Genomic DNA, 12506 nt, shown 5'->3' with positions numbered 1-12506 from the left:
CATGAACGCTGCCAAACGCCTGGAAATATTTCGCCGGCTCCATGAGGACAACCCCGAACCGAAGACCGAACTGGCCTACTCCTCGGCATTCGAACTGCTGATCGCCGTGATCCTTTCGGCGCAATCGACCGACGTCGGGGTCAACAAGGCGACTGCCAAGCTGTTTCCCGTGGCCAACACCCCCGCAGCCATCCATGCCCTGGGGGTCGATGGGCTGTCGGAATACATCAAGACGATCGGCCTGTACAACAGTAAGGCCAAGAACGTCATCGAAACCTGCCGCCTGCTGGTGGAGCGCCATGGTGGCGAGGTGCCGCAGACCCGCGAAGAACTCGAAGCCCTGCCCGGCGTCGGTCGCAAGACCGCCAACGTGGTCCTCAACACCGCTTTCCGCCAATTGACCATGGCCGTGGACACCCACATCTTCCGGGTCAGCAACCGCACCGGGCTGGCGCCAGGCAAGAACGTGGTGGAAGTGGAAAAGAAGTTGATGAAGTTCGTGCCCAAGGAGTACCTGCTGGACTCCCATCACTGGCTGATCCTGCACGGTCGATATGTCTGTCTGGCCCGGAAGCCACGTTGCGGAAGTTGTCGGATCGAGGATCTGTGCGAATACAAGCAAAAGACTTCCGATGATTGATCGAGCATTGAATTTCTTCATGACTCGATTGAAAAAATCTTTTTTACCCGTCAGGAGAATATCGATATAAGGAGCGCCAATGGCAGTCCTAGCCTGGAGTCGACCTTATGAGCACTGGCAAAGAACAACTGGACGTAGAAGACGATTTCACCGCGGCTGAAACAGACGATGCCGAACCTGTGGTGGAGGTGGCGAAGACCAACCTGAGCAAGCGCCGCACCATCGACAATCTCCTGGAAGAACGGCGTCTGCAAAAGCAACTGGCCGATTACGATTTCGATCTTTAGTAACAAGAGGACCTCCGACTGGAGGTCTTCTTGTGTATTGGTTTGTGCAGCCCCCCGCGGTCGGCCTTAGAGGCCGACCAAGCATTGGCAGTACTCAAGGATCATCCAGTCCGCTACAGCCGTTGCAATCCGCAAAACTTCATATCAACCGGTGCCGCTGGGCAAACTCGATCAGGTCGACCAATGACCGGGCATTGAGCTTGGTGAGCAATCTCCGCTTATAGGTACTGATGGTCTTGTTGCTCAGGCACAGCCCTTCGGCGATCTCCTTGTTACTCATTCCACTGGTAAGTTGTTTCAATACCACCAGTTCGCGCCCTGACAGCAGTTCGATCATTTCTTCCTCGCTGCTGACTCCCTGGCTGGAACGGAAAGTGTGCAACGCTTCGTTGGGGAAGTAGCTATAGCCAGCCAACACCGCCCGCACTGCGCTGATCAACTCGGTGATGTCCTGCTGCTTGCATACATAACCTGCCGCCCCGGCCTGCATGCAACGCATGGAAAAAGGCCCGGGAGTCTGCAAGGTCAGCACCAGTATCTTGATCGGCATGGCCCGTGACATCAGTCGCGTTATAACTTCAAGTCCATCAAGTTGTGGAAGTCCAATATCCAGGATCAAGATGTCCGGCACATACTCCACGGCCAACTTCAATGCATCCGCGCCATTGTCCGTTTCCGCTATAACTTCAAAGCCATGCCGCTCCATCAACATACGTACAGCCAGACGAGTTACCGGATGATCATCCACGATCAAGACTCTTTTCATAGGTCCATCCACGTCCTGAGATTTTTAGAGCCAGCACCATACCCGAGAGAATTGACGCTGGCACTGCGTATCAGGCGGCTACGACTGTAGGAGGACGTTCCTTACAAGCAATACCGAATTGCCTTACAAAATAACTTTCACACTGATCGATCAACTTGAAACGAACATAAGACCAATCAACTATCAAGCTACTTTATGTACTAACAAAAATTTAATAAACACATGACAAGTATTGTTTCAAAACATTTAACCTACTCAAATCTCAAAATAAAAAACCACCAACCTCCATGCTTTATTTTTATCTTAAAACTCATCTATTGAACTTTTCGTCGACTGATCAAATGAGCCTTTACTTCATCCGCATATGCGGCCAGCCGCTCCTCGTCGTCTTGAAATAACTGGCACATCCTCAACAGCGCATCGGCATCCGCGCCATTGCCCGCCTGGCGCAGCAATTCAGCGATACGCCTGAGTTCCACCGCCGACCAACGCAAGTCGGAAGCCGTGCCTTGCAGGTCACGCCGAAGACTCTGTTCCACATCATTGAGCCGCATGCTGATCTCCCTGGTTTTCGTCGATTCCCCCAACCCTGAATATCATAGGCCCTGCCCCGCAGGCTGCCAGATTGCTCGCCAACCGACACCTGCAAAACCCCGGGCAAAAAAAACCGGAGCCCCGAGGAAACTCCGGATCGTCCGCTCCTGCCAGGCAAGGATCAACGACACTTCGCCCTCATTTGCCGCAAGTGGCGTGGTAGCGTCCCTTGGGGTTCTTGAATGAGAACGCGTGGCAGGTCTTGAGTCGGGTATCGGGGTCGGTGGATTTATAGACATAGGCAGTTACATGCTGCTTGCCCTTGAACGGCTCAATGCCACCTATGTGCCAAAGACTTTTCTTCAGATAGAGGTCAGTGTTGGCGATGCTGTTGTAGCCATTGATGATGGATTCACTCGCCGAAAGGCTGAGGGTCTGACGGATGGTCGTATTTTCTCCATCGGTGGACTTGGTCTCGAGCTGCACTTCGGTAATGGCATTCCAGGTGCTGCATTCCTCATTGCCACAGACATAAACCGCCGCCAGCGCGTGGCTGGAAAGTGCAGCCAGGCCCAACGCCGAGGCCAGGGGAAACAGGCAGGATCTGAGCGTTTTCATTGGAGTCCCTCCCAATCGGAACTTGATAGGCGCAACGGTGAGTTAGGGTCCTTACCCTGTACCGGCGACCTCTTGGCAGCCAGGGGGCAGGAGCCGCTATCGACCTTATTCCCGCCGGCATGGCGTTACCACGCGGAACCGCTTCCCCGACAAGCGGCTTGGCGACTCCGATCATTTGCCGGCCCCATGAAAAACGCCGCTGGTCTCGCAATGAGCCAGCGGCGTTTTGGGTACGGCGATGTGCCTGTAGCGACCTGCCACGGCCGCTCAGGGGCTCAGAGCATGCTCCGGCCCTTGTTGGCGGCGATGCGCATGCGCAGCGCGTTGAGCTTGATGAAGCCTGCCGCATCCGCCTGGTTGTAGGCGCCGCCGTCTTCTTCGAAGGTAGCGATGTTGGCATCGAACAACGAATCGTCGGACTTGCGGCCAGTGACGATGACGTTGCCCTTGTACAGCTTCAGGCGTACCACACCGTTCACGCTGGCCTGGGAAGCATCGATCATCTGTTGCAGCATCAGGCGCTCCGGGCTCCACCAGTAACCGGTGTAGATCAGGCTCGCGTACTTGGGCATCAGCTCGTCTTTGAGGTGCGCCACCTCACGGTCCAGGGTGATGGACTCGATGGCACGGTGGGCCTTGAGCATGATGGTGCCGCCAGGAGTCTCGTAGCAGCCGCGGGACTTCATGCCTACGTAGCGGTTCTCGACGATGTCCAGGCGACCGATGCCGTTCTCGCCGCCGATGCGGTTCAGGGTCGCCAATACGGTGGCCGGGCTCATCTCGACGCCATCGATGGCGACGATATCGCCGTTGCGGTAGGTCAGCTCGATGTAGGTCGGGGTATTGGGGGCCTTCTCCGGGGAGACGGTCCAGCGCCACATGTCTTCTTCGTGCTCGGTCCAGGTGTCTTCCAGCACGCCGCCTTCATAAGAGATGTGCAGCAGGTTGGCGTCCATGGAATACGGGGACTTCTTCTTGCCATGACGCTCGATCGGGATGGCGTGCTTCTCGGCGTAGTCCATCAGTTTCTCGCGGGACAGCAAGTCCCATTCGCGCCAAGGAGCGATCACTTTCACGCCGGGTTTCAAGGCATAGGCGCCGAGTTCGAAACGCACCTGGTCGTTACCCTTGCCGGTGGCGCCGTGGGAGATGGCGTCGGCGCCGGTCTCGTTGGCGATCTCGATCAGGCGCTTGGCGATCAGCGGACGGGCGATGGAAGTACCCAGCAGGTACTCGCCCTCATAGACAGTATTGGCGCGGAACATCGGGAAGACGAAGTCACGCACGAACTCTTCGCGCAGATCGTCGATATAGATCTCTTTGACACCCATGGCTTGTGCCTTGGCGCGGGCCGGTTCGACCTCTTCGCCCTGGCCCAGGTCAGCAGTGAAAGTCACTACTTCACAGTTGTAGGTATCCTGCAGCCACTTGAGGATCACCGAAGTGTCCAGGCCGCCCGAATACGCGAGAACGACCTTGTTAACGTCCGCCATGCCATCACTCCACGGGGTTGTACGGAAAGCCGTCGAGTCTACCGATCAATGCAGATAATTTACAGAGGGGCGACAGCTTATGACGCCCAGGCGACAAAATATGTCAGGCGGGCGACGATGAAAACCGGGTCAGGAGGTGGCCGCGGCCCCCGTTCCGGAAGCCGCCTGGGGTGCCGGCGCAGGCTTCTCGGTGGGGGCGGCCCGCTCCAGGTGCACGTTGACCCGGCGATTCTTGGCCCGGTTGGCGGCATTGGTATTGGGGGCCAAGGGATAGCGTTCGCCATGGAAGCGCACGACGATCTGGTTCTCGGCCAGGCCATTGGCCTTGAAGAACTCCATCACCGCCAAGGCCCGGCGCCGCGACAGGTCACGGTTGGTCAGGCGATTGCCGCTGTTGTCCGAGTGGCCATCGAGCTCGACATGGTTGACCGTCGGGTCGGCCTTGATGAAGTCGACCATGACCTGCAGCTTGGCCTTGGCCCGGGCATCGAGCTCGATACCGCCTCCGGGGAAACCGATCTCGGCCTGCTTGATCTGGTCGTAGTTCATCGGCAGCAATTGGGTCATGCAGGTCTGGTAGTCGCCATAGGCCTTGCTGAACTTCACCGGTAGCAGGCGAACCTCGGACACACCGCCCTCACGGGAGTAGTGACGGACCACCGGGCTGCGCCCTTCCAGCAAGCCGATGATCAGGCGGCCAGCCTGCATCTGGTTGCTGTTGAACAACACGCCATCGGTGCCGGCCTTGACGGCCCCGAGGTTGATGTCGCCACGGCCGGGCTGCCAAGGCGCGGCAGCCGCGAGCAGGGTCGCCGAGCCACCCGCCTGCATCGGGTTGAAACTCTTGAGGCGGAAGATCGCTTGTTCGCCAGCCCGGCGCACGAATTCACCAGAACCGAAGTCGGTCACCGGCTGGATCAAGCGGCATTCGAACTTGTCGCCTTCGACCGTCCACTCAATGCTCTCCAGGCGCGTCTGGAAAGTGAGAGCCATCGCGGGCAGGCTGGCAAACACACTGAGCAAGGCTAGATAACGCTGGCGCACGGGAGGCTCCACTGACGTGTACAACAGAAAAATCGACAGGCGTGAATACGCCATACCTTCGGGCTATCGGTCGCTCTGAGCAAAACTTGATAGCGAGTGCCTGCAAGAGTCTTTTCCGGTAGCATTCCCCCCTAGTTTTACCCGCCTGGAACCTCCCATGTCCGACCGCCTGACCCTGTTGCGTCCCGACGACTGGCATATCCATCTTCGCGATGGTGCCGTGTTGCCCAATACAGTCGCAGATGTCGCGCGCACCTTTGGCCGCGCGATCATCATGCCCAACCTGGTGCCTCCAGTGCGCAATGCCGCACAAGCCGACGCCTATCGCCAGCGCATCCTCGCCGCGCGCCCGGCCGGCAGCCGCTTCGAGCCGCTGATGGTGCTCTACCTCACCGACCGTACCCAGCCGGACGAGATCCGCGAAGCCAAGGCCAGCGGCTTCGTGCAGGCTGCCAAGCTGTATCCGGCCGGCGCGACCACCAACTCGGACTCGGGCGTGACCAGCATCGACAAGATCTTCCCGGTACTCGAAGCCATGGCCGAAGTCGGCCTGCCGCTGCTGGTCCACGGTGAAGTGACCCACGGCGACATCGATGTCTTCGACCGCGAGAAGCTCTTCATCGACGAACACATGCGGCGGGTGGTGGAGCGCTTCCCGACGCTGAAGGTGGTGTTCGAACACATCACCACCGCTGATGCGGTGCAGTTCGTCAAGGAAGCCCCGGCCAACGTCGGCGCCACCATCACCGCGCATCACCTGCTCTATAACCGCAACCACATGCTGGTAGGCGGGATTCGCCCGCACTTCTATTGCCTGCCGATCCTCAAGCGCAACGTCCACCAGCACGCCCTGCTGGATGCTGCTACCAGCGGCAGCGAGAAGTTCTTCCTCGGCACCGACTCCGCGCCTCACGCCCAGCATGCCAAGGAAGCCGCCTGCGGTTGTGCCGGCTGCTATACCGCGTTTGCCGCCATCGAGTTGTATGCCGAGGCCTTCGAGCAACGCAATGCGCTGGACAAGCTGGAAGCCTTCGCCAGTCTCAATGGCCCACGCTTCTATGGCCTGCCGGCCAACACCGACCGTATCACCCTGGTTCGTGAAGAATGGACCGCCCCCGCCAGCCTGCCGTTCGGCGAGCTGACTGTCATTCCGCTGCGCGCCGGGGAAAAACTGCGCTGGCGCCTGCTGGAGGATCACTCGTGAGTGACGAACATTTCGACGATGAACAAGAAGGCAGCGGTGGCCCTCGCCACCCCATGGCCGCACGCTTTCGCGGCTACCTGCCAGTTGTCGTCGACGTAGAGACCGGCGGCTTCAATTGCGCCACCGATGCCCTGCTGGAAATCGCCGCCACCACCATCGGCATGGACGAGAAAGGCTTCGTGTTCCCCGAGCACACCTACTTCTTCCGGGTCGAGCCTTTCGAAGGAGCGAACATCGAACCGGCGGCCCTGGAGTTCACCGGGATCAAGCTCGATCACCCCCTGCGCATGGCCGTCAGCGAAGAGACCGCCCTCACGGATATCTTCCGCGGGGTGCGCAAGGCCTTGAAGGCCAACGGTTGCAAGCGCGCGATCCTGGTCGGCCATAACAGCAGCTTCGACCTGGGCTTCCTCAACGCCGCCGTGGCGCGCCTGGACATGAAGCGCAATCCGTTCCATCCATTCTCCAGCTTCGACACCGCCACCCTGGCGGGCCTGGCGTACGGTCAGACGGTACTGGCCAAGGCCTGCCAGAGCGCAGACATCGATTTCGACGGTCGCGAGGCACACTCGGCGCGCTACGACACCGAGAAGACCGCCGAGCTGTTCTGCGGCATCGTCAACCGCTGGAAGGAAATGGGCGGCTGGCAGGACTTCGACGACTGAAGATCCGCTGCATAAAAAAACCGGCCGTGAGGCCGGTTTTTTTTATGCGAGATGCCAAGCCTTACAGCTTGCCGGCGTTCTCGGTCAGGTAGGCAGCAACGCCTTCTGGCGAAGCGGTCATGCCTTTGTCGCCTTTTTTCCAGTTGGCAGGGCAGACTTCGCCGTGCTCTTCGTGGAATTGCAGGGCGTCGACCAGACGGATCAGCTCTTCCATGTTACGGCCCAGTGGCAGGTCGTTGACGATCTGCGAGCGAACCACGCCCTTGTCGTCGATCAGGAAGGCGCCACGGAAAGCCACGCCGCCTTCGGACTCTACGTCATAGGCCTTGGCGATTTCGTGCTTCATGTCGGCAGCCATGATGTATTGAACCTGACCGATGCCGCCGGCATTGATCGGGGTGTTACGCCAGGCGTTGTGGGTGAAGTGCGAGTCGATCGACACGGCGATCACTTCCACGTTGCGTGCCTTGAAGTCAGCCATGCGGTGGTCCAGGGCGATCAGCTCGGACGGGCAGACGAAGGTGAAGTCCAGCGGGTAGAAGAACACCAGGCCGTATTTGCCTTTGATGGCCGAGGACAGGGTGAAGCTGTCGACGATTTCGCCATTGCCGAGAACGGCCGGGACGGTGAAGTCAGGGGCTTGCTTGCCTACGAGAACGCTCATTGGATATCTCCTGGTGTGGACGTACTGATGGAAGAAGGGGACCGGCCTCGAGTCTGTCATTTTGATACGACAGCTGCGTGACCTGACCCCGCTTCGCATGAACCGAACATCATACACGGCGTTTTTATGCTGTCCTTAGTGGTTTTTCTTCGGGCCGGCCCAGAAGGCGAAAAATGCCGTCTATCTGTCATTAACGGGAGCAAAGGCCATTCGTCATCCCGACGAAAAACAGCAGGAGATGGTGCTGAAACCACTTTGACAATCATTCTCGTTAACATTAAGATCCATCGCAATTGAGCCCTAACCAGCGACGGTTCTCATCTTATGTATGTCTGCCTCTGCACCGGTGTCACCGACGGCCAAATCCGCGAAGCGATCTACGAGGGTTGCTGCAGCTACCGTGAAGTGCGCCAGGCAACCGGCGTTGCCAGCCAGTGTGGCAAATGTGCCTGCCTGGCCAAGCAGGTAGTCCGCGAGACACTGACCGAATTGCAGACTGCCCAAGCGGCGATTCCCTATCCTGTGGAGTTCAACGTCGCTTGATTTAAACACCCAGATTCAAGAACCGGACCTAGTGTCCGGTTTTTTTATGCCTGCAATTCAATTGCTTAGGTGCAAAACGCGGAACACAAACATTCTTATTCCGATTAATTTTTATATATTATTCAATAACTTAGGTTTGACAGTACTCTATATGCGGCTCAGACTCTGCCCATATTCAACTAATTAAAGGGCAGGACCCCATCATGAAAGGCGACATTACAGTCATCCAGCATCTCAATAAAATCCTTGCCAATGAACTGGTCGCGATCAATCAGTACTTCCTGCATGCCCGCATGTACGAAGATTGGGGCCTGAACAAGCTGGGCAAGCACGAGTATCACGAGTCCATCGACGAGATGAAGCATGCGGACAAGCTGATCAAGCGCATCCTCTTCCTCGAAGGCCTGCCCAACGTCCAGGACCTAGGCAAGCTGCACATCGGCGAACACACCAAGGAAATGCTCGAGTGCGACCTGCGCATCGAGCGTACCGGCCATGCCGACCTCAAGGCAGCGATCGCCCACTGTGAATCGGCCGGCGACTTCGGCAGCCGTGAACTGCTGGAAGATATTCTCGAATCCGAAGAAGAACATATCGACTGGCTGGAAACTCAACTAGGCCTGATCGACAAAGTTGGTATCGAGAACTACCTGCAATCGCAAATGGGTGACGAGTAACTTAACTCGTAATACTCCCGACAATAAAAAGCCCCGCTTCTTTCCAGAAGCGGGGCTTTTTGCATTACGTGGATATATTCACGCAATGCACAGGAGCGAGTGCTCTCGCTCCTGCAAGACAACCTGGATCAGGCTTCGGTCTTGGCTGCGGCTGCTTTCTCGGCAGCGGCCTTGATCAGGGTCTGCAGCTCACCGTTGGCGAACATCTCCGCCATGATGTCGCTACCACCGACCAGCTCACCATCGACCCACAGTTGCGGGAAGGTTGGCCAGTTGGCGTACTTGGGCAGGTTGGCGCGAATTTCCGGGTTCTGCAGGATGTCCACGTAAGCGAACTTCTCGCCACACCCCATCACGGCCTGCGCGGCTTTCGCGGAGAAGCCACACTGCGGGGCATTCGGCGAGCCTTTCATGTAAAGCAGAATGGTGTTGTTGGCAATCTGCTCTTTAATAGTTTCGATGATATCCATGGAACACCTCGGCTGAACTTTCCGACTCTGTTGTCGGCACGGTGGCGCATTGTAACGGAATCCTGAGCGCGCTGCTTGGCCTCTCCGACAGACATCTCAGGCCGCCACCACCTTGACTGGCACGCCATTGAGCGCCGAATTCCCCGACAACGCATCCAGATGGCGCTCATCGGTCAGGTCGTTGGCGCTACAGCCGGGTTGTCCGCTGGCGATCTTCATCTGCACACCCGGGCGGGCGTGCCCCCAGCCGTGGGGCAGGCTCACGACTCCCGGCATCATGTCGGCGCTGGCCAGCACCTCGACCTCCACCGTGCCGACCCGGGAACTGATACGTACCCGTTGGCCGTCGCTCAAGCCACGCTGGGCCAAGTCTTGCGGATGCATCAGCAATTGATGGCGCGGCTTGCCTTTGACCAGGCGATGATAATTGTGCATCCAGGAATTATTGCTGCGCACATGCCGCCGTCCGATCAGCAGCAGTTCATCCGCCTGCGGCATAGGCTGTGCGGCAAAACGTTGCAGGTCCGCCATGATCGCCGCTGGGGCCGCCTGGATCCGCCGGTTCTCGGTCTTCAGGCGTTGCGCCAGGTTTGGCTGCAACGGCCCCAGGTCGATGCCGTGGGGATGCAGCTTCAAGGTGGCCAGGGATAACTTGAGCGGCGCCCCGTCGCCATGACGCCCGGCGCGCAATCCCAGGTCGATCATTTGCGCCGGAGCCATGGTCGGCTTGAGGCTGTTGCCGGTTCTCGCCGCAAACGCCTTGGCCAGGCCGACGAAGATTTCCCAATCGTGCAAAGCCCCCTCGGGTTTGGGCAAGATCGCCCGGTTGAAGCGACTGACATTACGCACGGCGAACATGTTGAACGTGGTGTCGTAGTGGTCATTCTCCAGCGCCGAAGTGGACGGCAGGATCAGGTCCGCATAACGGGTGGTTTCGTTGATGTACAGGTCGATGCTGACCATGAACTCCAGGCCGTCCAAGGCCTGTTCCAGGCGTCGACCATTGGGCGTGGACAGCACCGGGTTGCCTGCCACCGTGACCAGGGCCCGGACCTGCCCCTCACCTTCGGTGAGCATCTCTTCGGCCAAGGCGGATACCGGTAGCTCACCGCCGTATTCGGGAAGTCCGGATACCCGGCTCTGCCAGGCATTGAAGTGACCGCCCGAGGTCGCCGCCACCAGGTCCAGCGCTGGCTCGGTACACAGCGCGCCGCCCACCCGGTCGAGATTGCCGGTAACCAGGTTGAGCAGTTGCAGCAACCAATGGCACAGCGTGCCGAAGGCCTGGGCCGAGACGCCCATGCGTCCATAGCAGACCGCCCTGTCGGCACTGGCGAACTCCCTGGCCAGTTGGCGGATCTGCGGCGCCGAGATCGCGCACAACGGGCTCATGGCTTCCGGGGTGAAGCTGGAAATCGCCTGCCGCACCTGCGCCAGCCCATCCACCTGCAGATGACTGTCGCGCATCGGCCCGTCCAGGAAAATGCTGTTCAACAGGCCGAACAGCAAGGCCACGTCGCCCCCTGGCCGAATGAACAGATGCTGGTCGGCCATTGCCGCCGTCTCGCTGCGCCGGGGGTCGATCACCACCACCTTGCCACCACGGGCCTGGATCGCCTTCAGGCGCTTCTCCACATCGGGTACGGTCATGATGCTGCCATTGGAAGCCAGGGGGTTGCCGCCGAGAATCAGCATGAAATCGGTATGGTCGATATCGGGAATCGGCAACAGCAGGCCGTGGCCATACATCAAGTAGCTGGCCAGGTGCTGGGGCAATTGGTCAACGGAAGTGGCGGAGAAACGGTTGCGGCTCTTGAGCTGGCCGAGGAAGTAGTTGCTATGGGTCATCAACCCGTAGTTATGCACGCTGGGATTGCCTTGGTAGGTGGCCACCGCATCCTGGCCATGGCGCTGCTGGATATCCGCCAGGCGCTCGGCCACCAGGGCGAAGGCCTCATCCCATTCGATCGGCAGCCATTCGTTGCCGACCCGCCGCACCGGATGGCGCAGGCGATCCGGATCATCCTGTATGTCTTGCAGGGCTACGGCCTTGGGACAAATATGGCCGCGGCTGAAACTGTCCTGGGGGTCGCCCTTGATCGAAGTGATCCGCGGGCCGCTTCCCGGCTCCTCGGTGACTTCCAGGGTCAGTCCGCAGATGGCTTCGCACAGGTGGCATGCACGGTGATGGAGAGTCTTGGTCATGGCCAGTCTCTATTGTTCGACGACACCTGCGATCAGGCATCGGAAGCCAGGACTATGGCGTCAGTCCACCGGGCACGCCAGGGATGTTCGTCCCATGAATCCACGACCATCAACCCGGGACATGCTCGCCACCTTCAGTTGGGCGGCAGCCTGGGCAGGCTGTCCATGGACACCGGCACTCTCGATTCCGCTGGTCCTTGTCCGGGATAAGTGCCCGACAACTGGGCAAGCAGGCGCCAATGCTCATCGAGGCCGGCACTGAGGGTCATCATCCGATCGATCATCTTGCGCGCCGCGTCCCGGGTCACCTGGTCATCGCTGCGCAGCAGTTCGCAGGAAAACGTGGTCACCGAGGCCGTCATGTCGGTAAGGGCCCGGGCCGTGAGCCCCAGCAGCGTCATAAGTTGTTGCTCCTTGGACTCCATCGCACACGCTTCCCGGCTGCTGATCCGCCTTTATAACCCCCAGCACTTTGCATTAGGAAATGTTTCAGGTTGGCGACCGAGGCTCACCTGGCCGGCAGCTCCCCGGCCCATGGGTCAGAAAGCGACCACGGCCCCGCGGGCAGCGCCCCTTCGATTGCCAAGCCGTATCGGGGCAGTGTACAAATGCCCGGCTGCTACCTGGAAACTGATCTTGAAAATGCCGTCGCGTTCGCGTCCCGGCCCCTGTGAATACCCTTGATCGCCGTAGCAC

General features: G+C 59.0%; 15 protein-coding genes. 6 read left to right on the top strand and 9 right to left on the bottom strand.

Annotated elements, in window-relative coordinates; translation table 11 throughout:
• Position 1 precedes the first annotated feature (1 nt).
• Both nth and ACK6AU_RS04200 read left to right on the top strand, forming a co-directional pair.
• Positions 2 to 640 carry an endonuclease III gene (gene nth / locus ACK6AU_RS04205; protein ID WP_185698480.1) on the top strand — a complete coding sequence of 213 codons (639 nt, stop codon included), beginning with the start codon at positions 2 to 4 and terminating at the stop codon, positions 638 to 640.
• Positions 641 to 747: 107 nt separating this feature from the next.
• A complete protein-coding gene (locus ACK6AU_RS04200; protein ID WP_022640608.1) occupies positions 748 to 927 on the top strand; it encodes a PA3496 family putative envelope integrity protein in 180 nt (59 codons plus the stop codon).
• 139 nt (positions 928 to 1066) lie between these two features.
• On the opposite strand, the gene ACK6AU_RS04195 is transcribed toward ACK6AU_RS04200, so the two are convergent.
• The 5 genes from ACK6AU_RS04195 to ACK6AU_RS04175 all read right to left on the bottom strand — a co-directional run bounded on the left by ACK6AU_RS04195 (position 1067) and on the right by ACK6AU_RS04175 (position 5382).
• Positions 1067 to 1693, bottom strand: a complete 627-nt coding sequence (locus ACK6AU_RS04195) for a response regulator transcription factor (RefSeq protein WP_053131674.1) — start codon at positions 1691 to 1693, stop codon at positions 1067 to 1069.
• Positions 1694 to 2007: 314 nt separating this feature from the next.
• A complete protein-coding gene (locus ACK6AU_RS04190) occupies positions 2008 to 2247 on the bottom strand; it encodes a hypothetical protein (RefSeq protein WP_185698481.1) in 240 nt (79 codons plus the stop codon).
• Between the two features lie 178 nt (positions 2248 to 2425).
• On the bottom strand, positions 2426 to 2845 hold the full coding sequence (locus ACK6AU_RS04185; protein WP_409297887.1) for a hypothetical protein: 420 nt from the start codon (positions 2843 to 2845) through the stop codon (positions 2426 to 2428).
• A 275-nt stretch (positions 2846 to 3120) separates the two neighbouring features.
• Positions 3121 to 4338, bottom strand: coding sequence for an argininosuccinate synthase (locus tag ACK6AU_RS04180; protein ID WP_022640612.1), 1218 nt, complete (start codon positions 4336 to 4338; stop codon positions 3121 to 3123).
• Positions 4339 to 4467: 129 nt separating this feature from the next.
• Positions 4468 to 5382, bottom strand: a complete 915-nt coding sequence (locus ACK6AU_RS04175) for an OmpA family protein (protein WP_185698484.1) — start codon at positions 5380 to 5382, stop codon at positions 4468 to 4470.
• Positions 5383 to 5539: 157 nt separating this feature from the next.
• Here ACK6AU_RS04175 and pyrC point away from each other — a divergent pair, with 157 nt between their 5' ends.
• On the top strand, positions 5540 to 6586 hold the full coding sequence (gene pyrC / locus ACK6AU_RS04170; protein ID WP_185698485.1) for a dihydroorotase: 1047 nt from the start codon (positions 5540 to 5542) through the stop codon (positions 6584 to 6586).
• Positions 6583 to 7251, top strand: coding sequence for a ribonuclease T (rnt, locus tag ACK6AU_RS04165; protein WP_022640615.1), 669 nt, complete (start codon positions 6583 to 6585; stop codon positions 7249 to 7251). Before pyrC ends, rnt begins: the two co-directional genes overlap by 4 nt.
• 61 nt (positions 7252 to 7312) lie before the next feature.
• On the opposite strand, the gene ACK6AU_RS04160 is transcribed toward rnt, so the two are convergent.
• Entirely contained in the window at positions 7313 to 7915 is a 603-nt protein-coding gene (locus ACK6AU_RS04160) for a peroxiredoxin (RefSeq protein ID WP_022640616.1), read from the bottom strand.
• Positions 7916 to 8239: 324 nt separating this feature from the next.
• Between ACK6AU_RS04160 and ACK6AU_RS04155 the strand changes: the two genes are divergently transcribed.
• Together ACK6AU_RS04155 and bfr are read left to right on the top strand one after the other, a co-directional pair.
• Positions 8240 to 8458, top strand: coding sequence for a bacterioferritin-associated ferredoxin (locus tag ACK6AU_RS04155; protein ID WP_185698486.1), 219 nt, complete (start codon positions 8240 to 8242; stop codon positions 8456 to 8458).
• Between the two features lie 203 nt (positions 8459 to 8661).
• Entirely contained in the window at positions 8662 to 9135 is a 474-nt protein-coding gene (bfr, locus tag ACK6AU_RS04150; protein WP_022640618.1) for a bacterioferritin, read from the top strand.
• A gap of 128 nt (positions 9136 to 9263) precedes the next feature.
• Here the strand turns inward: bfr and grxD are convergent, their stop codons facing one another.
• From grxD to ACK6AU_RS04135, 3 genes are all read right to left on the bottom strand, one after another.
• Positions 9264 to 9605, bottom strand: a complete 342-nt coding sequence (gene grxD / locus ACK6AU_RS04145) for a Grx4 family monothiol glutaredoxin (protein ID WP_022640619.1) — start codon at positions 9603 to 9605, stop codon at positions 9264 to 9266.
• Between the two features lie 96 nt (positions 9606 to 9701).
• The gene (locus ACK6AU_RS04140; protein ID WP_409297882.1) at positions 9702 to 11810 is read right to left on the bottom strand and encodes a molybdopterin oxidoreductase family protein; all 2109 of its coding nucleotides are present in this window, start codon (positions 11808 to 11810) and stop codon (positions 9702 to 9704) included.
• A gap of 134 nt (positions 11811 to 11944) precedes the next feature.
• Complete coding sequence (locus ACK6AU_RS04135) at positions 11945 to 12235, bottom strand: hypothetical protein (RefSeq protein ID WP_409297880.1); 291 nt, start codon at positions 12233 to 12235, stop codon at positions 11945 to 11947.
• Between the last annotated feature and the right edge of the window lie 271 nt (positions 12236 to 12506).

The sequence above is a fragment of the Pseudomonas sp. KCJK8993 genome (assembly GCF_046230915.1).
In the GTDB taxonomy this organism is placed as follows: Bacteria; Pseudomonadota; Gammaproteobacteria; order Pseudomonadales; family Pseudomonadaceae; genus Aquipseudomonas; species Aquipseudomonas piscis.
Note: the sequence above shows the minus strand (reverse complement) of the source record. Positions and strands in the feature narration are given on the sequence as shown.

Bases quoted from the DNA above. Each gene is read 5' to 3' on its own strand.
- ACK6AU_RS04185 (WP_409297887.1), bottom strand. From the start codon at position 2,845: ATGAAAACGCTCAGATCCTGCCTGTTTCCCCTGGCCTCGGCGTTGGGC.
- ACK6AU_RS04140 (WP_409297882.1), bottom strand. From the start codon at position 11,810: ATGACCAAGACTCTCCATCACCGTGCATGCCACCTGTGCGAAGCCATC.
- ACK6AU_RS04200 (WP_022640608.1), top strand. From the start codon at position 748: ATGAGCACTGGCAAAGAACAACTGGACGTAGAAGACGATTTCACCGCG.
- pyrC (WP_185698485.1), top strand. From the start codon at position 5,540: ATGTCCGACCGCCTGACCCTGTTGCGTCCCGACGACTGGCATATCCAT.
- ACK6AU_RS04155 (WP_185698486.1), top strand. From the start codon at position 8,240: ATGTATGTCTGCCTCTGCACCGGTGTCACCGACGGCCAAATCCGCGAA.
- ACK6AU_RS04195 (WP_053131674.1), bottom strand. From the start codon at position 1,693: ATGAAAAGAGTCTTGATCGTGGATGATCATCCGGTAACTCGTCTGGCT.
- grxD (WP_022640619.1), bottom strand. From the start codon at position 9,605: ATGGATATCATCGAAACTATTAAAGAGCAGATTGCCAACAACACCATT.
- ACK6AU_RS04135 (WP_409297880.1), bottom strand. From the start codon at position 12,235: ATGGAGTCCAAGGAGCAACAACTTATGACGCTGCTGGGGCTCACGGCC.
- nth (WP_185698480.1), top strand. From the start codon at position 2: ATGAACGCTGCCAAACGCCTGGAAATATTTCGCCGGCTCCATGAGGAC.
- ACK6AU_RS04180 (WP_022640612.1), bottom strand. From the start codon at position 4,338: ATGGCGGACGTTAACAAGGTCGTTCTCGCGTATTCGGGCGGCCTGGAC.
- ACK6AU_RS04190 (WP_185698481.1), bottom strand. From the start codon at position 2,247: ATGCGGCTCAATGATGTGGAACAGAGTCTTCGGCGTGACCTGCAAGGC.
- ACK6AU_RS04160 (WP_022640616.1), bottom strand. From the start codon at position 7,915: ATGAGCGTTCTCGTAGGCAAGCAAGCCCCTGACTTCACCGTCCCGGCC.
- bfr (WP_022640618.1), top strand. From the start codon at position 8,662: ATGAAAGGCGACATTACAGTCATCCAGCATCTCAATAAAATCCTTGCC.